Annotated in this window: 22 protein-coding genes; 12 read left to right on the top strand and 10 right to left on the bottom strand. The window is 74.2% G+C overall.

The annotated features are described in order from the left end of the window. The first annotated feature begins 1 nt into the window (after position 1). Complete coding sequence (locus FXF52_RS05540; RefSeq protein ID WP_148794164.1) at positions 2-727, top strand: EcsC family protein; 726 nt, start codon at positions 2-4, stop codon at positions 725-727. Positions 728-770: 43 nt separating this feature from the next. Here the strand turns inward: FXF52_RS05540 and FXF52_RS05535 are convergent, their stop codons facing one another. Continuing rightward, the gene (locus tag FXF52_RS05535; RefSeq protein WP_148794163.1) at positions 771-1385 is read right to left on the bottom strand and encodes an antibiotic biosynthesis monooxygenase; all 615 of its coding nucleotides are present in this window, start codon (positions 1383-1385) and stop codon (positions 771-773) included. Positions 1386-1555: 170 nt separating this feature from the next. Here FXF52_RS05535 and FXF52_RS05530 point away from each other — a divergent pair, with 170 nt between their 5' ends. The 4 genes from FXF52_RS05530 (at position 1556) to FXF52_RS05515 (ending at position 5155) form a co-directional block, all read left to right on the top strand. After that, positions 1556-1810, top strand: coding sequence for a DUF6343 family protein (locus FXF52_RS05530; protein ID WP_073839598.1), 255 nt, complete (start codon positions 1556-1558; stop codon positions 1808-1810). Between the two features lie 12 nt (positions 1811-1822). Beyond that, positions 1823-3235 carry an NADP-dependent succinic semialdehyde dehydrogenase gene (locus tag FXF52_RS05525; RefSeq protein ID WP_148794162.1) on the top strand — a complete coding sequence of 471 codons (1413 nt, stop codon included), beginning with the start codon at positions 1823-1825 and terminating at the stop codon, positions 3233-3235. A gap of 85 nt (positions 3236-3320) precedes the next feature. Then, positions 3321-4898: a Na+/H+ antiporter gene (locus FXF52_RS05520; RefSeq protein WP_148794161.1), complete on the top strand. Its 1578-nt coding sequence runs from the start codon at positions 3321-3323 to the stop codon at positions 4896-4898. Continuing rightward, on the top strand, positions 4898-5155 hold the full coding sequence (locus FXF52_RS05515) for a UBP-type zinc finger domain-containing protein (protein WP_148794160.1): 258 nt from the start codon (positions 4898-4900) through the stop codon (positions 5153-5155). Before FXF52_RS05520 ends, FXF52_RS05515 begins: the two co-directional genes overlap by 1 nt. Positions 5156-5157: 2 nt before the next feature. Here the strand turns inward: FXF52_RS05515 and FXF52_RS05510 are convergent, their stop codons facing one another. From FXF52_RS05510 to FXF52_RS05500, 3 genes are all read right to left on the bottom strand, one after another. Next, positions 5158-5691 (bottom strand): GNAT family N-acetyltransferase, encoded by a 534-nt coding sequence (locus FXF52_RS05510; protein ID WP_148794159.1) that lies wholly within the window; start codon positions 5689-5691, stop codon positions 5158-5160. A 52-nt stretch (positions 5692-5743) separates the two neighbouring features. Continuing rightward, complete coding sequence (locus FXF52_RS05505) at positions 5744-6784, bottom strand: serine hydrolase (protein WP_148794158.1); 1041 nt, start codon at positions 6782-6784, stop codon at positions 5744-5746. Between the two features lie 143 nt (positions 6785-6927). Then, positions 6928-7530, bottom strand: a complete 603-nt coding sequence (locus tag FXF52_RS05500; protein ID WP_148794157.1) for an HAD family phosphatase — start codon at positions 7528-7530, stop codon at positions 6928-6930. Here FXF52_RS05500 and FXF52_RS05495 point away from each other — a divergent pair. After that, the gene (locus FXF52_RS05495) at positions 7529-8113 is read left to right on the top strand and encodes a GNAT family N-acetyltransferase (protein ID WP_148794156.1); all 585 of its coding nucleotides are present in this window, start codon (positions 7529-7531) and stop codon (positions 8111-8113) included. The two genes, FXF52_RS05500 and FXF52_RS05495, sit on opposite strands and share 2 nt — an antisense overlap. Positions 8114-8159: 46 nt before the next feature. Here the strand turns inward: FXF52_RS05495 and FXF52_RS05490 are convergent, their stop codons facing one another. Beyond that, on the bottom strand, positions 8160-8480 hold the full coding sequence (locus FXF52_RS05490; protein WP_148794155.1) for a multidrug efflux SMR transporter: 321 nt from the start codon (positions 8478-8480) through the stop codon (positions 8160-8162). 230 nt (positions 8481-8710) lie between these two features. On the opposite strand from FXF52_RS05490, the gene FXF52_RS05485 reads away from it, so the two are divergent. Together FXF52_RS05485 and FXF52_RS05480 are read left to right on the top strand one after the other, a co-directional pair. Beyond that, on the top strand, positions 8711-10165 hold the full coding sequence (locus tag FXF52_RS05485; RefSeq protein WP_148794154.1) for a glycosyltransferase family 39 protein: 1455 nt from the start codon (positions 8711-8713) through the stop codon (positions 10163-10165). Positions 10166-10310: 145 nt separating this feature from the next. Further along, positions 10311-11036: a PP2C family serine/threonine-protein phosphatase gene (locus tag FXF52_RS05480; protein WP_148794153.1), complete on the top strand. Its 726-nt coding sequence runs from the start codon at positions 10311-10313 to the stop codon at positions 11034-11036. A gap of 6 nt (positions 11037-11042) precedes the next feature. Here the strand turns inward: FXF52_RS05480 and hrpB are convergent, their stop codons facing one another. Genes hrpB through FXF52_RS05465 form a run of 3 tightly spaced genes read right to left on the bottom strand, consistent with a single transcriptional unit; the run spans position 11043 to position 14754 of the window. Beyond that, positions 11043-13649: an ATP-dependent helicase HrpB gene (hrpB, locus tag FXF52_RS05475; RefSeq protein WP_148794152.1), complete on the bottom strand. Its 2607-nt coding sequence runs from the start codon at positions 13647-13649 to the stop codon at positions 11043-11045. A gap of 23 nt (positions 13650-13672) precedes the next feature. Next, positions 13673-13873, bottom strand: coding sequence for a DUF397 domain-containing protein (locus tag FXF52_RS05470; protein WP_148794151.1), 201 nt, complete (start codon positions 13871-13873; stop codon positions 13673-13675). Positions 13874-13911: 38 nt separating this feature from the next. Further along, positions 13912-14754, bottom strand: a complete 843-nt coding sequence (locus FXF52_RS05465; RefSeq protein WP_148794150.1) for a helix-turn-helix transcriptional regulator — start codon at positions 14752-14754, stop codon at positions 13912-13914. A 143-nt stretch (positions 14755-14897) separates the two neighbouring features. On the opposite strand from FXF52_RS05465, the gene FXF52_RS05460 reads away from it, so the two are divergent. The 3 genes from FXF52_RS05460 to FXF52_RS05450 all read left to right on the top strand — a co-directional run bounded on the left by FXF52_RS05460 (position 14898) and on the right by FXF52_RS05450 (position 17753). After that, the gene (locus tag FXF52_RS05460) at positions 14898-15524 is read left to right on the top strand and encodes a GPP34 family phosphoprotein (RefSeq protein ID WP_148794149.1); all 627 of its coding nucleotides are present in this window, start codon (positions 14898-14900) and stop codon (positions 15522-15524) included. Between the two features lie 48 nt (positions 15525-15572). Beyond that, complete coding sequence (locus tag FXF52_RS05455) at positions 15573-17093, top strand: APC family permease (protein ID WP_148794148.1); 1521 nt, start codon at positions 15573-15575, stop codon at positions 17091-17093. Positions 17094-17162: 69 nt separating this feature from the next. After that, positions 17163-17753, top strand: a complete 591-nt coding sequence (locus tag FXF52_RS05450; protein ID WP_148794147.1) for an N-acetyltransferase — start codon at positions 17163-17165, stop codon at positions 17751-17753. Between the two features lie 154 nt (positions 17754-17907). Here FXF52_RS05450 and FXF52_RS05445 read toward each other — a convergent pair whose 3' ends face one another. Further along, on the bottom strand, positions 17908-18729 hold the full coding sequence (locus tag FXF52_RS05445; RefSeq protein WP_148794146.1) for a SigB/SigF/SigG family RNA polymerase sigma factor: 822 nt from the start codon (positions 18727-18729) through the stop codon (positions 17908-17910). A 311-nt stretch (positions 18730-19040) separates the two neighbouring features. On the opposite strand from FXF52_RS05445, the gene FXF52_RS05440 reads away from it, so the two are divergent. Continuing rightward, a complete protein-coding gene (locus tag FXF52_RS05440) occupies positions 19041-19793 on the top strand; it encodes a hypothetical protein (RefSeq protein WP_148794145.1) in 753 nt (250 codons plus the stop codon). Here FXF52_RS05440 and FXF52_RS05435 read toward each other — a convergent pair. Further along, positions 19742-21331: a phospholipase D-like domain-containing protein gene (locus FXF52_RS05435; RefSeq protein ID WP_148794344.1), complete on the bottom strand. Its 1590-nt coding sequence runs from the start codon at positions 21329-21331 to the stop codon at positions 19742-19744. The two genes, FXF52_RS05440 and FXF52_RS05435, sit on opposite strands and share 52 nt — an antisense overlap. Positions 21332-21449 lie beyond the last annotated feature (118 nt).

Here is a 21449-nt window from a genome sequence, read left to right as displayed (position 1 = left end):
CGTGACCGACTCACCCGCCGACGGCGGGTCCACCGTTCCCGCGCCGCAGGACGTCCCCGACACGTTGCCGGGCACGCTCTGGGACCGGATGCGGGACGACCCGCAGTACGCCCCGGAGCACCTGGCGCTGGAGGCGGTGCGCCGGCTGGGCCCGGAGGCGGCGCAGTGGGCCGCCCGGGAACGCGCGCTGCGTCCCGACATCGGCGCCGACAAACTGGCCGACCAGGCGGTCCGCCGGTTCATCAACCGGGCCCGGCTCTCCGGCGCGGTCTCCGGGGCGGCCGGGCTCCCCGGCGCGGTGATCGACGTCGGGGTGCTGGCCTGGACCCAGGCCCGGCTGGTGCTGCACCTGGCGGCCGCCTACGGCGTCGACCCGACGCACCCCGACCGGGCCACCGACCTGCTCGTGCTGCAGAAGGTGCACAAGGTCGCCGAGAGCGCCCGGCTCGCGCTCGGGGTGGCCGCGGGGCGGGAGCGCGCCGGGGCGCTCTTCGGCATGGCCGGGGAGCGCCCGCTGGGCAGGGCGATGCTCCAGTTGGGCGTCCGGCTGGCCCGGATGGCCGGGGTGCGCGCGGCGAAGCGGATGGTCGCCAAGGTGGTCCCCGGCGCCGCGATCGTCCTCGGCACCTGGGCCAACTCGTCCGCCACCAAGGACCTCGCCGACCGGTCCCGGGCGCTCTACCGATCCGGCGGCGCGGGGCACCTGCCGGAGCAGCGACGCCCCTGACCCGCGTCGGCGCCACGTCGCCGATGCGGAGAGCGCCCCAGCGTCAGCGTGCCCCGCGCCGCCACGGCGCAGGATGGCCGTGCAGCCACCAGTGCAGGACCCGGGTGATCCGGGGCAGCACCAGGTAGGTCATGAGTGGGGTCAGGCAGAGGGTCGTCAGCAGCGTCCGCACCGCGAGCGGCACGTCGGCGACGAACCGGGCGGTGAGCAGGGTCGCGGCGAGGCTCAGCGGAAAGAACGCCAGCCAGATGGTGACCGCCTGCTTCCACCGGGGCGGGGTGGGCGGTTCGGCCGGCCCGGTGTCGGCCCCGGTGATCGTCTCCACCACGTGGTCCACCGGCGGATCGAACCAGCCCTCGATGCCGGTGCGGCGCTCGACCCGAGTGTGCTCGACGATGCCCTGCGCCGAACTCAGCCACCAGTGCCGCTGCGGCGACTCCTCCCAGCGGCGCAGCGTCTCGTCGTCGGCGAACCGGTACATCACGTGCCACTCGGGCGAACCGGGCGCGCTCTGCACGAAACCCGCGCCGAGGAAGCCGGGGAAGCTCTCCGCCAGCGCCGTCCCGGCCCGCATCCACGCCACCATCTCGTCGGTACGCGCGGGATCGGCGCGCCGGGCGACGGCGACGGTCACCGGCACCGCGTCGGTCATGGTCATGCCGTCATCCTTCCCGCCGCCGTCGGGATCGGCCCAGTCGCCGGTACCGGTGTAACGCAACCCACCGGGCGATCGCATCCACCGCATACCCGCCGGGTGGCCCGGCCTCACCGGGGCGGCAAGTGCGGGCGGGCCGGTTAGCCCCGCCCGTGTGGGGGTAGCCCGGAAGAATGACGCGATCGCAGCCCCGCCGCCGGATCAACGCCGCGTACAGCGCGTTGAACCTGCGGCTCGTGCTCGCCACCTTCGGGTTGGTGATCATGACCTTCTTCGCCGTGGTGGCGTTCTGGGCCCACGTCGTCTGGCTGGGCGTCGTCTGCGCGCTCCTCGCCGTCGTGGCCGTGGTCGACCTGGTCGTCATCCAGCGCCGTCGCGCCGCCCGCCACCGTGAGGAGCCGGGCGTGCGGCACTCACTGTTCGAGTGACAGGAGTACGCCATGCCCATCGCCACCACCAATCCCGCCACCGGAGAGGTGCTCAAGACGTACGACCCGATGTCGGACGAGCAGGTCGACGGCGCCATCGAGCGGGCCGATCTGGCCTTCCGGCAGCTGCACGGCACCACCATCGCGCAGCGCGGCCGGTGGCTCATCGCCGCCGCCGAGCTGCTGGAGGCCGAGCGCGACGAGACCGCCCGGCTGATGACCACCGAGATGGGCAAGACGTACGCAGCGGCCAAGGCCGAGGTGACCAAGTGCGCCGCCGCCTGCCGGTTCTACGCCGCCAGCGCACCCGAGATGCTCGCCGACGAGCCGGCCGACGCCGGCGCGGTCAAGGCGAAGCGGGCGTACGTCCGCTACCAGCCGATCGGACCGGTGCTCGCCGTGATGCCGTGGAACTTCCCGCTGTGGCAGGTGATGCGCTTCGCCGCGCCGGCCCTGATGGCCGGCAACACCGGCCTGCTCAAGCACGCCTCCAACGTGCCGCAGACCGCCCTTTACCTGGAGGACCTGTTCCGCCGGGCCGGCTTCCCCGAGGGCGCGTTCACCACCCTCCTGGTCGGCTCGGAGGCGGTGGACCGGATCCTCAGCGACCCGCGGGTCCGCGCGGCGACCCTCACCGGCAGCGAGGGCGCCGGCCGCTCCATCGCCCGGATCGCCGGGCGGGAGCTGAAGAAGACCGTGCTGGAGCTGGGTGGCAGCGACCCGTTCGTGGTGATGCCCTCGGCCGACCTGGACCGCGCCGCCGAGGTGGCCACCACCGCCCGCTGCCAGAACAACGGCCAGTCCTGCATCGCCGCCAAGCGGTTCATCGTGCACCGTGACGTCTTCGACGCCTTCGCCGAGAAGTTCACCGCCCGGATGGCGGCCCTGACGGTCGGCGACCCGATGGACGAGGGCACCGACGTCGGCCCGCTGGCCACCGACCGGGGCCGGGACGAGGTGCACGCCCAGGTACGCGACGCGGCGGACAAGGGCGCGCGCGTGCTCTGCGGCGGGGAGCTGCCCGCCGGGGACGGCTGGTACTACCCGCCGACCGTGGTCACCGACCTGCGGCCGGAGATGCGGATGTGGTCCGAGGAGGTCTTCGGGCCGGTCGCCGGCCTCTTCCGGGTGTCGTCATACGAGGAGGCGATCGAGGTCGCCAACGGCACCCACTTCGGCCTCGGCTCGAACGCCTGGACCACCGACCCGGCCGAGCAGGAGCGCTTCGCCACCGACCTGGACGCCGGCAACGTCTTCATCAACGGCATGACCACCTCCTTCCCCCAGCTGCCGTTCGGCGGGGTGAAGAACTCCGGCTACGGCCGGGAACTCTCGGCGCTGGGCATGCGCGAGTTCTGCAACATCAAGACCGTCTGGATCGGCGAGGGCGAGGCCGGCCCCGGCGCCGGCGCGCACGCGGAGTAGCGGTCAGCAGGGCGCCAGGGTGCTGCCGAACTGCGTACCCCGGCGTGATCACGCCGGTAACCGGGGCCGCCTAGGCTCCTGTCTCATGGAACCGCTCATCGAGGTCGTGCTCTTCCTGGCGATCGCGACGTTCGGCGCGGCGCTGGCCCGGCGGCTGGGCCTGCTCGCGCCGATCCTGCTGGTCGTGCTCGGCCTCGTGCTCTCCTTCGTGCCCGGCTTCCCGCACGTCCGGCTCGACCCGAACCTGGTGCTGGTGGGCATCCTCCCGCCGCTGCTCTACGTGGCGGCCCTGGAGACGTCGGTGCCCGCGTTCCGGCTCAACCTGCGGCCGATCCTGCTGCTCGCGGTCGGGCTGGTCATCTTCACCGCGTTCGTGGTGGGCACCGTGGTGCACCTGTTGCGGCCCGACCTGCCGTACTCGATCTGCCTGGCCCTCGGCGCGGTGGTGGCGCCGCCCGACGCGGTCGCTGCCACCGCGGTGGCCCGCCGGGTCGGCCTGCCGCGCCGGATCGTGACCATCCTGGAGGGGGAGAGCCTGGTCAACGACGCCACCGCTCTGGTGCTGCTGCGAGTGGCGATCGTCTCGGCCACCACGGCGACCGGCGGGATCGGCGTCGGGGACGTGGCCTGGGAGGTGCTGGTGGCCGCCGGCGGCGGCATCCTGATCGGGCTGCTCGGCGTGGTGGTCTTCGGTTTCCTGCACAAGCGGATCACCGATCCGGTGCTGGACAACGCGCTGTCGCTGATCGTGCCGTTCGCGGTGGTGTTCGCCGCCGAGGAGATCCACGCCTCCGGCGTGATGGCGGTGGTGGTGACCGGGCTCGGCATCGGCCACAAGCTGCCGCTGCTGATGTCCGCGGCGTCCCGGCTCCAGGTCGACGCGTTCTGGCGGCTGATCCGGTTCCTGCTGGAGGGGCTGGTCTTCCTGCTGGTCGGGCTCCAGTTGCCCGAGGTGGTGCGCGGCCTGAACGAGCCGGTCGGCTTCCTGTTCGGGATCACCGCCGCCGTGCTGCTCGCCGTGTTCCTCGCCCGGTTCGTCTGGCTCTTCCCGGCCACCTATCTGGCCCGGTTGCTGCCCCGGGTCCGGCGTCGGGATCCGGCCCCCTCGGTGCAGGTGCCGATCGTCATCGGCTGGGCGGGGATGCGCGGCGTGGTCACCCTCGCCGCCGCGCTCGCCCTGCCGCTCACCCTGGCCGGCGGGGCGGCCTACCCCCGACAGTTGTTCATCTGGCTCGCCTTCGCGGTGATCGTGGTGACCCTGGTCGCGCAGGGCGCCACCCTGCCGGCCGTGGCCCGCAAGCTCAACCTGCCGCCGGACGATCCGGTGCAGGACGCCCTCTCCGCCGCCGCCGTGCAGCAGCAGGCCGGCCGGGCGGCCCGGGAACGCCTGGAGAAGCTGGCCGAGGGGGCGCCCGCGGCGGTCGTCGAGCGGCTGCGCGGGCTGGTGCAGAACCGCACCAACCTGGCCTGGGAGCAGCTGGGTGGCACCGCGAGGGAAACCCCGTCCCAGGCGTACGGCCGACTGCGGCAGGAGATGATCGACGCGGAGCGGGAGGTTTTCCGGGCCGCCCGCGACACCGGGAAGATCCCCCAGGAGGTGCTGGTCCGCGCCTATCGCGACCTGGACCTGGAGGAGTCGTTGCTGCGACGGGAGAACGATTGATGAGCTGTGCGCACCTGGCCGCGGCGGGCGACGCCGAGCCGGCGACCACGACCGAGTGCCCCGACTGCGTGGCCGTCGGCAACCCCGACTGGGTGCACCTGCGGTCCTGTCTCGCCTGCGGGCACGTCGGCTGCTGCGACTCCTCGCCCTACCAGCACGCGACCAAGCACTTCGAGGCCAGCGGGCACCCGGTGATGCGCTCGATCCAGCCGGGGGAGTCGTGGCGCTGGTGCTTCGTGGACGAGGAGATCGGCTGAGGTCAGCCGAGCCGGCGTTCCAGCACCTGGCCCGGCCAGGGCGGGCGGCCCGGCCGCTCGACCGTGAACGGGTCGGTGGCGGTGAAGCCGCAACTCTCGTAGAAGCGGACCAGCGCCCGGTCGTCGCCGCCGTAGCAGTCCACCCGCAGCAGCCCCAGGCCGCGGTCGCGGGCCAGCTCCTCCGCGTACGCCAGCAGCCGGGCCCCGATCCCGCGGCCGGCGTACGCCCGGTCGGAGACCAGCAGGTTGACGTACAGCTCGGGCTCGGTGGCCGGTGGCACATACTCGGTGGCCGCGCCCACCACCAGGGCGCCGACCGGGGTGTCGCCGAGCCCGGCCAGGTACAGCCCGCCGCTGCTCGCCCACGCGTCGGCCTGGGCGATCCGGCGCGGATCGCGGGACGCGGGCTCGGTGCCCCACTGCCCGGTCCGGCCGCGCGCCGCCAGCCAAGCCGTGGCGGCGTCGAGCAGCCGCAGCACGGTGGAGGCGTCGTCCGGCCCGCCCGGGCGGATGGTGAGGGTCGACTGGTCCGTCATGCCGGCCATGCTGCTACATCGGCACCGACCGGCGAGACGCGGGCACCGCCCATCAGCGCGTCACCGGCACCGCCGCGGACACCTCCGTGATCAGCTCGGCGATCCGGTCGCCCCAGCGCGAGGCGATGACGAGGTCCCGGGCGGGGTCCACCCAGAGCAGGTGCCGACCGCCGTTGCCACGCGCGCAGCGACCGGTCGTGGGCGCTCCCGGCTGCACCCGGCCGGAGTCGTTGCGCCACCACAGGAAGCCGTAGTCCGGGTTGAGCGGGCACGGCGACCAGGCGCGGACGATCCACTCCGCGCTGAGCAGCCGCCGGCCCCGCCAGGTGCCGCCGCCCCGGTACACCTCACCGAGCAGGGCCAGGTCGGCGGCGGAGATCCAGAGCCCGCCGCCCCAGTGCGCGCCACCGCTGACCACCGGCACCGAAGCGCCGTCGATGTCGACGACCGAATCCGCGTACCCGTGCCACGACCAGGACGACGAGGCGCCGAGCGGGTCGAGCAGCGCCTCGCGGAGCACCTCGCCGAGCGGCCGGCGGAACAGCAGGGTCAGCGCCAGGCAGAGCAGGTTGACCCGGACGTCGTTGTAGGCCCAGCCCGTACCGGGTGCGCCTTCCCGCTCGAAGCCCTCGCGGCGGCTCTGCGCGTCCACTCCGGTCGGCTTGCCCCACAACTCGCCGGTCCAGCCGCTGGTCTGCTGGAGCAGGTGCGCCCAGGTGATCCCCTCGACCCGCAGCGCGGTGAGGAACGGGTGGTCGACCGTGGCGAGCACCGGCGTGGCCGGGTCGAGCAGGCCCCGGTCGAAGGCGACGCCGGCGAGGGTGGCGGCGACGGCCTTGGTGCCGCTGAACAGCATCTCGGGGGTGGCCGGGTCGCCCCAGGTGGCGACCAACTCGCCGCGGTGGCGGATCACGCCGCTCGCCCCGGACCCGGCCAGCAGCGGGCCGGTCACCTCGCGGTGCGACTCGTCGGCGACCTGCGCGTCCCGATACCGGGCGATGTCCTCGATGCCCTCGGTCACCCGCTCGGCCTGCCGGGCAACGGCGGCCCGGATCGCCGCGAGGTCGATCCCGACGTCTCCGTTGGCGGTCATGATCCCGACCCTAGGCCGGGCCGGTCGGGGCCGGTGATCCCGTCGGGCGCGACGCCGGTCACACCGCGTCGGCGGGCTCGACCTCGTCGACCGTCAGCTACGCCAAGGCCAGCCGCAACCGGTCGGGTAGCTCGGCCGGTGGGTCACGCCGCGGTCGCCCGCTCCCACGGTGCCGGTACGCGGACCGAGGCCATGCCCGCCGCCGTGGCGGCCCGGATGCCCAGCGCGGTGTCCTCGAACACGAGGCAGTCCGCCGGGGCCACACCGAGCCGCTGCGCGGCCAGCAGGAACGCCTCCGGATCGGGCTTGGGTCGGGTGTAGTCCCCGGCGCAGACCAGCACGTCGAACCGGTCGAGCAGGCCCAGGGTGGTGAGGGAGGCGGTGACGCCGTCCCGGGTGCTGCCGGAGACCACCGCGAACGGGATCCGCCCGTGGTCGGCCTCGATGTGTGCCAGCACCTCCGGCACGGCGGTCAGGCTGGGCAGGGAGCCGTGGTAGAGCTCCTCCTGGCGCCGTATCACGGTGTCGACCGGCATGTTCAGCCCCTGCCGTTCGTTGAGCGTGGCGACGATGTCGGCGATCGGCCGGCCGCCCCAGGCGTAGAACAGCTCCTCGGGGAACTCGCAGCCCCACTCGTCGAGCGCCGCGCACCACGCCGCGTAGTGCAGCGGCATCGAGTCGGCGATGGTGCCGTCGCAGTCGAACAGGTACGCGTGGAAGTCGCCGATCGGCAGGGTCAGGGGCATGGCCGCAGCCTACGGGCCGAAGCTGAAAAAGCGCTGGCCGGGGCCGCCCGGCTCTGGTTGGCTCCCCGCCGTGGAACGCACCAGGATCGCCCGGGCCGACGAGTTGACCGAGGTGCAGCGGATCGAGGTGGCCTCCGGGGCGCTGTTCCGGGAGATCGGGATGGCCGACGTCGCCGACATGCCACCGCTGCCGCTGGATGTGCTCACCGACCGCCAGCGGGCCGGACGGGTCTGGGTGGCGGTGGACGGTGACAACCGGCCGGTCGCCTTCGCGGTGGTCGACCTGGTCGACGGCGGCGCGCACGTGCAGCAGCTCAGCGTCGATCCCGCGTACGCCCGGCGCGGGATCGGGCGGGGGCTGCTCGACGACGTGGCCGGGTGGGCCGCCGCGCGGGGGTTGCCGGCGCTGACCCTGACCACGTTCCGGAGCGTGCCGTGGAACGGGCCGTACTACGCGCGCTGCGGGTTCCGGGAGTTGACCGGCGCGGAGGTCACGCCGGGGCTGGCCGAGCTGCTCGCGGCCGAGGCGGCGCTGGGGCTGGACCCGGCCGAGCGGATCGCCATGCGCCGGACACTCGGCTGACCGTCACCGGTCGGCCGGGGCGGGCGCGGATGTGGTCCCGGTCTGGTCAGTGCGCGCCGCCGAGGTTGAGCACGACCACCCCGGCGATCACCAGGCCGGCGCCGGCCACCTTGGCGACGCTGAGCGGCTCGCCCAGGAAGGTCGCGCCGATCGCCATGATCGCGGCGGTGCCGAGGCCGGACCAGATCGCGTACGCGACACCGACCGGGATCTCCTTCACCGCCAGGGCCAGCAGAAAGAACGACGCCACGTACGCCACCGCGAGGCCGACCGTGGGCCAGAGCCGGGTGAAGCCGTCGGTCGCCTTGAGCAGGCTGGTGCCGATCACCTCGGAGGTGATCGCGGCCAGCAGGAACAGGTACGCCATGACCGGACCGTACCGGTGGCTCAGGGGCGGCGGGGCTCCCGCGGTTCGCCGATCGAGGCCGGCCGCGGCGGCATCCCGCGACGCGGTTGCCGCCGTCCGGGGCATCGCTGCCGCCCCGACCGGCTGGTCGACAGTGGTTGCTCGGCGGTGCCGGCAGCCCGACCCGGTCACCTAGAGTGTCCGTCGCCGGTGTGGGCCATGGTGGTCGCAGCCAGGAGCGGGGGAGCGCGGTGCACGTACGGGGAGACGAGGTGGCCGGCAGCGGTGCCGGCGACGGGGCGGCGACGGTCGCCCCGGACGGGGCCGGGGTCGAGCGCGGTTCCTGGCCGCGCTGGCGGGGTTGGCCACTGGTCGGGATGGCAGCCACCGCGGCAGCCCTGCTCGCCTTCTGGCTGTGGAGCCAGACGCGCACGATCAAGTTCGGTTACTTCCGCCGTCCCCCCATCTACGGGGAGATGATCCCGATCTGGGACGACCTGGCGCTGACCGTGATTCCGGCCGGCGTGCTGCTGGCCGGGATCGGGTGGCTCGTCACCTCGTGGCGCCGGCTGCCGACCTGGCTCGCCCTGGCGCTGGTGGTGCTCGCCGGCGTGGTCACCGCCACTGCGGTCAACCTGGTCCGGGGCCAGGCGGGCGACCTCACCCGGGGCGTCTCGACCGACCCGGCGTCGCCCTACTACACGTCCGACCTGCACTTCCTCTACGAGTTGGGGCCGCGCGAGTTCGTCGAGCGGCACGCCGAGCTGAGTCCGCGGTTCCACTCGGCCAGCACCCGCACCCACCCGGCCGGCGTGATGGTCTTCCTCTATCTGCTGTTCCGCGCCGTCGGCGCGTCGCACAGCCTCCTGATCGCGGTGGTGATCGCCGTGATCGCCTTCTGCTCGGCGGTCTCCGCGTGGCTGATCGGTCGCACCCTGGGTGGGGAGCGGGCCGGTCGGATCGCCGCCGTGCTCTTCGCCGCGGCGCCGGCGCCGTTGATGATGGCGTACAGCAACCTCGACACGGTCTTCGCCGTGCCGCTGACCATGAGCGTCGCGCTCTTCGTGCTCGCCGCGGACCGTCGGTCGTGGATCCTGGCGGCGGCCGGGGGCGCGGTGCTGGGGGTGGCCACCACGATGACCATGGCCACGTCCTTCATTGCGTTCGCGGCGACCGTCGCGCTGGTCGTCCAGACCGGGTGGCGGACGGCGGTGCGGCTGCTGGCCGCCGCGGCGGCGGGCGGGGCCATCGTGGTGGGCCTGGCCTGGCTCGTCCTCGGCCTCGACATCCTCGCCACCTACCAGGCGACGGCGAGGATCAGCCACCCCTACGACTGGTACTGGCTGGCGGGCAGTCCGGTGGCCTGGCTGATCTACGCCGGTCTGCCGCTGGCCGCCCTCGGCGTCTACGGCCTGTTCCGCCGGGTGCCCGGTGCCGGGCGGCCGGTGCTGGTGCTCGTGCTGGTGCTCTTCCTGGTCGTCTGGGCCGGACTGCCGGCACAGGTGACCAAGCTGCGCCCGGGCGAGGTCGAGCGGACGTGGATGTTCCTCTACCCGATGGTGGCCGCCGCGGCAGGCGTGGTGGTGGACCGCTGGACCGCCGGGTTCGGCCGGCGCTGGCTGCGGGGCGGGGTGATCGCCGGCCTGGTGCTCGTCTCGGTCGGTCAGGCGGTGCTCATCCAGGGGCTCTACGAGAACTTCTACTGATCCGGCGCCGCGCGGTGGGGTCGAGGTCAGTTGATCCTGCTCGATGGCTGGCCGCCGCGCCCGGCAGTGAGATTCGCCGCGCCACGCCAGCATCATCCTGATCTCCTAGAGACAACTGCCGCCTTCGCCTGGCAGGCTGCCTCCCATGACCCTGAAGCTTCGTTCCGTGGGGGCGAGCGACCGTGGGCTGATCCGCAGTGGCAACCAGGACGCCCAGCACGCCGGCAGCTGGCTCGTCGCCGTGGCCGACGGCATGGGCGGCATGGCGGCCGGTGACCTGGCCAGTCGCATCGCCATCGACGCGGTCGGCCCGCTGGACGTGGAGACGCCCGAGGACGCGCTGGTCGCCGCCCTCCAGAGCGGCATCGAGCTGGCTACCGCGGGCATCCGCCAGGCCGTCCTCGAGGACCCGGAACGCCAGGGCATGGGCACCACACTCACCGCGCTGCTCTTCGCCCGCACCGGAAGCTGCCTGGCCCTGGCCCACGTCGGCGACTCCCGCGCCTACCTGTTCCGTGAGGGCGTGCTGAAGCAGGTCACCCGGGACGACACCTTCGTGCAGATGCTGGTCGACCAGGGCGTGATCACCCCCGAGCAGGCGAGCAGCCACCCCCGCCGGGCCGTGGTGACCCAGGCGTTGCAGGGCGACGAGGTCTCCCCGGCGTACGCGACGATGGTGCCCCGGGCCGGCGACCGCTGGCTGCTGTGCAGCGACGGTCTCTCCAACGTGGTCCGTTCGGACACCCTCGCCGAGGTGCTCGGCGAGTACGCCGACCGGGAGGCGTGCGCGCGCAAGCTGATCGACCTGGCGCTGCGGGCCGGCGGCCCGGACAACGTGACCGTGGTGATCGCCGACGTGGTGGACGAGTAGGCCGGGTCAACGGCGGCGCGGTGCGGCTCGCCGGGTCGGCTCGGCGGTGGTCGGATCCTCCGGCCACGGGTGCCGTGGGTAGCGTCCGCGCAGCTCCGCCCGCACCTGCGGGTAGCCCACCCGCCAGAACGAGGCCAGGTCGGCGGTGACCGCGACCGGCCGGCCGGCGGGGGAGAGCAGGTGCAGCAGCACCGGCACCCGACCGTGGGCGATCCGCGGCGCATCCCGCCAGCCGAAGGTCTCCTGCAGCTTGACCGCGAGCACCGGGGCGGCCGGGTCGGCGTAGTCCACCCGGATCCGGGAGCCGCTCGGCACCGGCAGCCGTTCCGGCGCCAGCTCGTCGAGCCGGGCCGCCTGCCGCCAGTCGAGCAGCCGGCGCAGCGCCGCCGCGACGTCGATGCGGGCCAGGTCGGCGCGGCGCCGGGCGCCGGCCAGCTCCGGAGCCAGCCAGGTGGCCGCGTCGGCGAGCAGCGCCTGGTCGGACACGTCCGGCCACTCGTCGCCGAGCGCCTGCCGGCAGAAGGCCAGCCGCCGGCGCAGCGCCCTGGCCTCCGGCGTCCAGGTCAGCAGGCCGAGGCCGGTCTGGCGCAGCCCGGTGAGCACCGCGTCGGCCACCAGCTCCGGGTCCGGCGCCGCGAGGGGGCGGTCGACCAGCTCGATCGCGCCGAGCCGGACCACCTCGCGGGCCACCACGTCCCCGCCGGACCAGCCGACCTCCCGGTCGGCGCGCAGCAGCGGCCCGCCGGCCTCCCGCGCGGTCGGCTCGTCCACGGGGGTGGCGAGCCGCACCCGGGCGGTCGGCGCGCCCGGGGCCCGGTCGGCCACCGCGATCGCCAGCCACGGCGACCCGGCCAGCCCGGACCCGGCCGCCAGCTCCGCGGCGGTCCCGCCCGCCATCAGGTACGCGGACCCGCCGGCCCGGCGCGCCCGGGCCAGCCGTTCCGGGTACGCCAGCCCCACCAACAGCCCGGCAGCGAGGTCGTCTGGGAGGTGCTCCCCGGCGGCGTCCACGCCCGGCCCGCCGCCGTTGCGCTCGGCCCGGGCGGCGGCACGGGGACGGCCGGCAGCCGGGCCGGCCGTCGGCAGAGCGGCGCGGAGCCGGCGTACCTCGGCGCGCCAGCGGGCGGTGGCGGCCTGGTCCGTGCCGCCCCGCAGCCGCCGCCACAGCGCGGTGAGATCGTCGCCCGGGCCGGCGAGGGTCTCGTCCGCGAGCAGGGCAACCACCTCGGCGGCCCGGTCGGCGCCGACCCGCTCCGCCCCGTCGAGCAGCGCCCGGGCCAACCGGGGGTGGGCGCCGGCCGCCGCGATGGCCCGCCCACGGGCGGTGATCCGGCCGTCCGCGTCCACCGCGCCCAGCGTGGTCAGGGTCTCCCGGGCGACCGTGAGGGCGGCGGGCGGTGGCGGGTCGGGCAGCGCCAGCCCGGCACCGTCGGGATCACCCCACGCGGCCAGCTCCAGCGCGAACCCGGTCAGGTCGGCGGTGGCGATCTCCGGCTCCGGCTGCGGGGCGAGCCGGGCATGGGTGGCCTCGGACCAGCACCGGTAGACCGCGCCCGGGCCCTCCCGCCCGGCCCGGCCGGCGCGCTGGGTGGCCGCCGCCCGAGACACCGGCACGGTGACCAGCGCGCCCAGCCCCCGGGCCAGGTCGGTCCGGGGCACCCGGCTCAACCCGGCGTCCACCACCACCCGTACCCCCGGCACGGTCAGGCTGCTCTCCGCCACGGCGGTGGCCAGCACCACCCGGGTTCCGCCTGGCGACGCCGACTCCCCACGTCCGGCCGCCGGCAGCCGCAGCACGGCGTCCTGCGCCGCCCCGGGCAGCCGGCCGTGCAGCGGCAGGACCGTGACCGAGTCGGGCAGGTCGACCAGGCGGGCGCCGACGGCGGCGATCTCACCGGCGCCGGGCAGGAAGACCAGCACGTCCCCGGTCTGCTCGCGCAGCGCCCGGCGCACCGTGGCGGCCACGTGGTCGAGCAGGGCCGGCGCGACCCGGCCCGCGCCGGGCGCGGCGACCGGCCGGGGCGGCGGCGCCCAGATCCGGGTCACCGGGTGCAGGGCCGCCTCGGCCCGGACCACCGGCGCGGGTCGGTCGGACCCGCCGAGCAGCGCGGCGAACCGGTCCGCCTGCGGGGTGGCCGACATCGCCAGCAGCCACAGGTCGGGCCGGAGCGCTCCCCGGGCCTCCACGCCGAAGGCCAGCGCCAGGTCGGCGTCGAGTTGCCGCTCGTGGCACTCGTCGAGCAGCACCGCGCCGACCCCGGGCAGCTCCGGGTCGTGGTGCAGCCGTCGGACCAGCAGGCCGGTGGTGACCACCTCGATGCGGGTCTGCGGCCCGACCCGGCGTTCGCCCCGGACGGCGTATCCGATCCGGCCGCCGACACGCTCGCCGAGCAGGGCGGCCATCCGGTGCGCGGCAGCCCGGGCGGCCACCCGGCGGGGCTGGGCGATCACCACCCGCCCCGGGACCGCGTCGGCCACCGCGAGCGGCGCCAGGGTGGTCTTGCCGGTGCCGGGCGGTGCCACCAGGACCGCCGTGCCGGCCGCGCGCAGCGCCTCGACCAGGGCCGGCAGCACTGACCGGACCGGCAGGTCGAGGGCTACGTCGGAGAGCACCGGTCCACTCTCGCATCCGGCGCTCAGGCCGGCCGCACCCCGTCCAGGCCGGACACGAAGGCCGCCCACGCGGCCGGGGCGAAGACCAGGGCGGGACCGGGCCGGTCCTTGCTGTCCCGCACGGCGATCCGACCGCTCACGGCGGCGACCTCCACGCAGTTGCCGTTGCCGCTGCTACGCGTGCTGGTGCGCCAGTCCGCCCGGGACAGGTCGAGCGCGGTCATCCCCGTACCTCATCTTCCGTCGGCGTGCCGCCGAGCGGTCACGCAAAGTTACGAGAAGCCTCCTCCAGGCGGGCCAACGACGCCGCCGGATCCAGTGCCATCCGGCACAGCTCCTCATGCAGCAGGCTATACCGTTGCACCTGTGCAACCTCCTCCAGAGCCAGTCCCATCGTGAGATTGTCCAGGTAGACCACGGAGGCATCGGCCGCGTCGGCGAAGCCGAGGATGACGTAGGACGTGCTCATCGCCGGATGGCCGCCGACGCCGAATGGAAGTACGTGGATGGTTACGTTAGGTAGTTGAGCGAGTCTCGCCATGTGGGTGAGCTGATCGGCCATCACGGTCGGTCCGCCCACGGCGCGCCGCAGCACCGCCTCGTTGAGCACCACCGACAGCCGGACCGGCGACTCCTGGTGCAGCACCTCCTGCCGGCGCAGCCGGGCGGCCACCTTGCGCTCGATGCCCTCCTCGCCCGCGGTGATCCGGTAGATCTCGCGGGCGTACGCCTCGGTCTGCAGCAGCCCCGGCACCGCCTCGGCCTCGTACGTGCGCAGCGTCGCCGCCTCGGCCTCCAGCCCGACGTAGAACTCGAACCACTCCGGCAGGACGTCGCTGTAGTTCTGCCACCAGCCGCGTTGCTGCGCCCCGCGGGCGATCTCGATTAGCGCCTCGGCGTCCGCGCCGGTCACCTGGTAGAGCGCGAGCGCGGCGCGGACGTCGCGCGGTTTGATGCCGATCTGCGCGTTCTCGATGCGGGAGAGGTTGCTCTTCGACATGTCGAGCTGGCGGGCGGCGACGTCGAGGGTCATCCCGGCGCGTTCGCGCAGTTGGCGGAGTTCCCGGGCGATGCGGCGGCGGCGGACGGTGGGGCTGGCGGTCACCTCCCGAGTCTGGCACGCCAAGATCCGCAGCTCACGCCGGCCGCCAGGCTGCAACCCTGGAATTCGGGAGTTGCATCCCGGGGATTCGGCGTGCATTCTCTTCCCGGTATCCGCCATCACTTGTGGACAGCCGGGAGGCTCGTTTGCTCATCGCTGACGAGTTCTTCCTGATCGCGCACAACGACAGCCGCGGCAGGGCCAAGCTGCACCCGGCCGCGACCGGGCTGGGGCTCGCCGCCGGCCTCCTCGGCGAGCTGGTCCTCTTTCGACGGATCACCGTCGCGTCCGGAATGGTCACCGTGCTCGACCGGCGGCCGCCGGCCGACGCGCTCGCACACACCGTGCTCGACCAGCTGATCGGCGAGTCCCAGCACCGGGCGGTCCGCACCTGGCTCAGTTTCCTGGCCCAGACCGGGGTGGCCGCGGTCGGCGAGCGGCTGGCCCGCGCGGGCGTGCTCCGCCGCCAGGAGCAGCGCCGCCTGCTGCGGACCAGCCTCAGCTACGTGCCGGTCGACCTGAACGCGGCCGCCTGGCCGGCGGCCCGGCTGTGGACGCTGCTGGAGCGCCCGGAGCCGATCGCCGTACCGGACGCGCTGCTGCTCGGCCTGGTGGCCGCCACCGGGCTGACCCGCGAGGTGCTGTGGAACGCCGGACCGCAGGCCCACCAGCGGCTGACCGGGCTCATCCCGACGCTGCCCGCACCACTGAAGGAACTGGTCGGGCACACCGAGGCCGCCGTCGGCGCCGCGGTGCTGCGCGGCATCCCCTGACCTCCGGGTCACCGCCCCCATTCCTCCCCTTCCACCGGAGCAGCCCCCATGCCCCCTGCAGCCACCGTCGAACGTGCGAGCAACGTCTCCGAGGCCCTGGCTCGCGGCCGGCTCGGCATACCGTCGGTCGTCTTCTTCGTCCTCTCCGCCGCCGCCCCGCTGACCGTGGTGGCCGGCGTGGTCACCACCGGGTACGCCGTCACCGGCGTCACCGGCATCCCGCTGGCGTTCCTGGTGGTCGCCGTGGTGCTCGCCCTCTTCTCGGTCGGCTACGTGGCGATGGCCCGCCGGCTGACGAACGCCGGCGCCTTCTACGCGTACATCGCCCGTGGGCTCGGCCGGCCCGGCGGGGTCGGCGCGGCGTGGGTCGCGCTGATTGCGTACAACGCACTGCAGGTCGGCCTATACGGCGCGATCGGCGCCGCCGCCGAGCCAGTGCTGGACCAGCTCTTCGGCGGCGCACCCGCCTGGTGGGTGGTGGCCCTGGTCGCCTGGGCGCTGGTCGCGGTGCTGGGCGTGCTCCGGGTGGACGTGAACGGCCTGGTGCTGGCCGTGCTGCTGCTGGCCGAGATCACCGTGATCCTCGTCTTCGACCTGGCGCAGGTCACCCACCCGGCCGGCGGCTCGGTCAGCTTCAGCACGCTGTCCCCGGACAACCTGCTGGTGCCGGGGGCCGGCGCGATCCTGGTGCTGGCCACGACCGGCTTCACCGGCTTCGAGTCTGCGGTGGTGTTCAGCGAGGAGAGCAAGGACCCGAAGCGGACCGTCCCCATGGCCACCTACCTGTCGGTGGCGATCATCGCCGGTCTGTACGCCTTCTCGGCCTGGACGATGACCGTCGCCACCGGGCCGGACCGGATCGTCGAGGCGTCCCGGGAACAGAGCACCGGGCTCATCTTCAACCTCGCCGGCGGGCACCTCGGCGACACCGCGGTGCCCATCGGCCAGTCGCTCTTCCTCACCTCGCTGCTGGCGGCGATGATCTCGTTCCACAACACCACCGCCCGCTACGCCTTCGCGCTCGGCCGCGAGCGGGTGCTGCCGGCGCTGTTCGGGCGGACCTCGCCGCGCACCGGCGCCCCGCGGGTCGCCTCGCTGGCGCAGAGCGCCCTCGGCCTGGTCGTGATCGTCCTCTACGCGGTCGCCGGCTGGGACCCGCTGGTGCAGCTGTTCTTCTGGGGCGGCACCGGTGGCGGGTTCGGGGTGCTGCTGCTGATCACCGCCACCGCGGTGGCGGTGATCGCCTTCTTCGCCCGGACCCGGGTCGAGGAGACGCTGTGGCGGCGGGTGATTGCCCCCGCCCTCGCCGCGATCACGCTGATCGCCGTCATCGTGGTCGCGGTGGACAACTTCGCCATCCTGCTCGGGGTCGCCCCGGACTCGCCGCTGCGCTGGGCGATCCCGGCGGTCTACCCGGTGGCGGCCCTGCTCGGGCTGGGCTGGGGGCTGGTGCTGCGCGGCACCCGGCCGGACGTGTACGCCCGGATCGGGCTGGGCGCGGAGAGCGCCGTCATCGGTGTGCCGCGGGCCGCCGACGAGGCCACGCCGGCCGGCGCAGCGGCGTCGTGATGAGCGAGCGAATCATAAATGCCTTGCCGTGGTGCCTCATGCCGGTGCCGGGCGGAGGGAGGTGAGGGCATGAGTGACGTGCCGATCGAGCGGCTGGGCGCGGCGGAGACCCGGTCGGTCGCCGAGCGGATCGCCCGGGCCTTCCGGTTCCTGGCCGTCAGCCGGTGGCTCGTGCCGGACGAGGCGAAGCGGGAGGCGGTGCTCGCCGACGACTTCGAGATCCTGGTCGACCACGCGATGCGGCACGGGATCGTGCACGGCACCGCGGACCGGGCGGGGGTGGCGGTCTGGTTCCCGCAGACCGGCGAGCCGGCCCCGCCGCCGGCCGACTACGCTGCCCGGCTCGCCGCCGCCTGCGGCGAGTGGACGCCCCGGTTCCAGCACCTCGACGAGTTGTTCGAGGCCCACCACCCGCACGCCGACCACCACCATCTGGCGTTCCTGGCGGTCGCCCCGGAACGCCAGGGCCGAGGGCTGGGCAACGCGCTGCTGCGGCACCATCACGCCGTGCTCGACGCCGAGGGCATGCCGGCGTACCTGGAGGCGAGCAGCGAGCGCAGCCGCGACCTGTACGCCCGGCACGGCTACCGGGCCGCCGAGCCGTTCCGCGTCCCGGACGGCGCCGCCTTCTATCCGATGTGGCGCGACCCGGTCGGTTGAGCGGTGCGCGGGGGCGACCCTCTGCCGTCCGCCGCGGGCCGGGTCGCCGGTCGCCGCGGGTGGAACGGGTACGGCCCGGTCGGCGAACCGCCGACCGGGCCGCGTGGACGCGACGGTGGTCGGGCCCGCCGGCCCGACCACCGTCGCCCACCCGTCAGTACGTTCCGTCGAGCTGCCCGCGCAGCTTGGTCAGTGCCCGGGCCAGCAGCCGGGACACGTGCATCTGTGACACGCCGATCTGCTCGGCGATCTGCGACTGGGTCAGGTTGCCGTAGAAGCGCAGCGTGAGGATCTTCTGCTCCCGCTCGTCCAGCGTGGCGAGCGCCGGGCCCAGGGCGACCCGCAGCTCGGCCAGCTCGAACTCGGCGTCCTCACTGCCGAGCATGTCGCCCAACTCGGTGGCCCGGTCGCCGTCGCCGGTCGGGGTGGACAGCGACAGCGCGTTGTAGGCGCGAGCGCCCTCCAAGCCCTCCAGGACCTCCTCCTCGGTGAGGTTGAGGTGAGCGGCGATGTCGGCGACCGTTGGCGAGCGGCCGAGGGTCTGCAGCAGCGCGCTGTTGGCGTCGGAGATTGCCAACCGCAGCTCCTGCAGGCGGCGCGGCACCCGGATGTCCCAGGTCCGGTCGCGGAAATGCCGCTTGAGCTCGCCGATGATGGTCGGGATGGCGTAGCCGGCGAAGTCGACGCCACGGGAGGGGTCGAACTTGTCGATCGCCTTGATCAGGCCGACGGCGGCGGTCTGCGCCAGGTCGTCGGTGGGCTCGCCCCGGCCGCCGTAGCGGTGGGCGAGGTGGTTGGCGAGCGGCAACCAGGCCTCGATCGCCCGGTCGCGCATCGCGGGGCGCGACGGGTGGTTGGCGGGCAGCGCGGCCATCGCGTGGAGCAGGTCGGCGGCGCTGTCGGTGAGCGCGCGCGGGTCGAGCTTCCCGGCGGTGGACGGGGTGGTCGCCTGCTCGCTGATCGTGTGCGCGGTCATGGGTGGTCCTCCCTGCACCTCGTCTGCGGAGAAAGGCGTGGCCCTCGGGTTTAGCGTCCGTCGGTACGTTCGGGAGCCACCGTAACCCGATCGGCCGGCGGAAATCTAGCCGAAAGTACGATGTACTTAAGGGATTTCTGTTCACCTAACCGACCGAGCCGGGACATATCGGACTGCCCGGTTTGGCCCTGTGGCCCCGGCCGAGCGGCCGACCGGAAAACGACAACTGGTTCGCATTGTCGACCTTCGGTCGTTGTCCCGCGTGCGAGACAGCCCGTACCGTCACGGGATAGCCGTCCACGGAGGCAGCCGTGTTGGATCCCGCCGCTCCGCAACTCGTGCTCAACGCCCGGGTGCTGCAGTTCAGCTGGCTCCCGGCGGACCCCGACGCGGTCGCGGCGCTGCTGCCCGCCGGGGTGTGTCCCCGCCCCGACCGCCAGGTGTTCTTCTCCCAGTACGTGGTGGACGACGCGGCGCAGACCTCCGGGCTCGGCGCCTACTCCCTCACCTATCTCGGCGTCGCCCTCGACGGATTCGACCCGCCGCCCGCGGGTGACATCCCGGGCGGCCTGTGGACCCACTACTTCGCCTCCAGCGCCCGGGTCTGCGACTATGCCGCTGCCCGCGGCGCTCCCGCGGCACCCGGGGAGACCCGGCTCGACCTGCGGGGCGGGCAACTGATCGCGGAGACCTGCGCGGACGGGACGCCGATCATCCGTACCGTCGCCCGGGTCGGGCACACCGGCTGCCGGGTGTATAGCGGGCACCACCGCTACCTGACCGTCCGGGGCGGCCGGCTGCTCTGCGCCGAGTTCCCGTACGTGGCCGAACCGGTGAGCCCGTTCGAGATCGAGTCGGTGGAGTTCCTCGTCCCGGAGCACCCGGCCTACCCGCTACGCCCGGCCAACCCGCTCACGATCTGCGGCGGCCTGTACTCGCCCCGGGTGTCGTTCGCGTACCCGGCGCTGCCGCTGGCGGTCGACCAACCGCCGCCCGCCGGCTTCCGGCCGATTCACCAGGTCCCGGCGCGCCGGTCCCGCAGCGGCCTGCCGTCCGGGTCGTAGACCAGCCGGTAGGCCGGCAGCGCCCAGAGCCGGGTGTGCCAGGGCAGCCGTTCGGGGCGGTGCGGCCGGAGCCGGCCCGGCGGCCGCGGCCCGGTACGCCCCGACTCGTGCCAGCGTTCCAGCGCCGCCGCGGCCGAGGTGATTGCCGCGATCGCGTCCGCGGGATCCACCAGGTCGTGATCCTCCCCGCCGTCCGGGTCGCGGTCCAGGTGCTCGCGCCACAGGCGCAGCCGCAGGTCCCGGGCGAAGACGCGGGCGCCGTCGCCCAGCCCGGCCGGGTCGGTCGGGGCCCGTTCGTCGTGGGTCTCGTCCAGCACCGCGCAGGACAGCTCGCTGTCGTGGGTCCAGGAGCGGCGGTTGAAGTTGTCGCTGCCCACGCTGGCCCAGACGTCATCCACCACGCAGACCTTCGCGTGCACGTAGACCGGGGTGCCCTCGTGGTTCTCCAGGTCGAAGACGTGCGCCCGGTCCCGGGCGGCCTGCTGGCAGAGCGCGAGCGCCTGCTCCCGGCCCACCATGTTGGGCGGTAGCGCCAGCCGGCCGTCCACGTCCGGGTGCCGGGGCACCACCGCGACCAGGTGCAGCTCCGGGTGCTCCCGCAGGGCCCGGGCGAACAGGGCCGCCACCTCGGTCGACCACAGGTACTGGTCCTCCAGGTAGATCAGCCGGCGGGCCCGACGGATGGCCTTGGTGTAGCCCCGGGCCACCGTCCGCTCGCCGTCCGGGGCGAAGGAGTAGCGGGGGCGCACCGCCGGATAGGTGCGCAGCACCTGGATCTGGTGCGGGCCGCACGGCGGGGGATCGGCCGGCTGGGCGGGCAGCGGGTCCGGGCTCAGGTCCGCGCCGCGCAGCCGGTCCCGCAGGTACGCCAGCGGGTTCTCCGAGTCCAGCGGCATCGGGTCGGTCCACCGCTCCCGGAAGGTGGTGTCCAGCGCGCCGACCACCGGCCCGCGGACCGCGAGCTGGACGTCGTGCCACGGCGGGTGTTCGCCGTAGCGCGCGGACATGCCGACGGGCTGCGGGTCGCCCCGGTGCGCGGCGTCGTCCCGCCGGCTGTGACAGAGGTCGATCCCGCCGGCGAACGCGACGTCCCGCTCCGGGGCCTCCGGGTGCCGCAGCACCACCAGCTTCTGGTGGTGCGAGCCGCCGCGCCGGACCCGCTGGTCCAGCAGCACCTCGCCGCCGGCCGCGCAGATCGCCTCGCTGAGGTCGCGGTTCTCCGCCTCGCTGTAGGAGAGAGCGTCGAGATGGGAGCGCCAGATCAGGCCCTTGACGACGACGCCGCGCTGGGCGGCCTGGGCGAAGAGCTGCACCACGGTCGGCCCGTCGGGGCGCATCCGCTGGTCCGGGTCGCCCCGCCAGTCGGTGAAGAACAGGTGGTCGCCGGCCTGCAGCGCCGCCACCTCGCGGGCCAGCCGGTCGAAATACGCGGCTCCGTGAATGAGCGGCTCGGCGAGGTTTCCGCTCGTCCAGACGGGTAACTCAGACCTCGGGTTGGCGCGTTCCTGTGCGGTGAGGAACCAGTCCCGCATCGCCACGTTCCAGCCTCCCGAGGTCGACCCCGACCTCACGGTAGGTCCCCCGAGACGGCCCCGCACGCTGACCGCCCCTGGTCGGCCGGCCCTCCCGTGGGTCCCGCCGGACCCCTGGACCGCG

It is taken from the genome of Micromonospora sp. MP36 (assembly GCF_008119785.1).
GTDB lineage: Bacteria > Actinomycetota > Actinomycetes > Mycobacteriales > Micromonosporaceae > Micromonospora.
The sequence above is the reverse complement of the archived record's forward strand: the minus strand, read 5'-3'. Positions and strand labels throughout refer to the sequence as shown.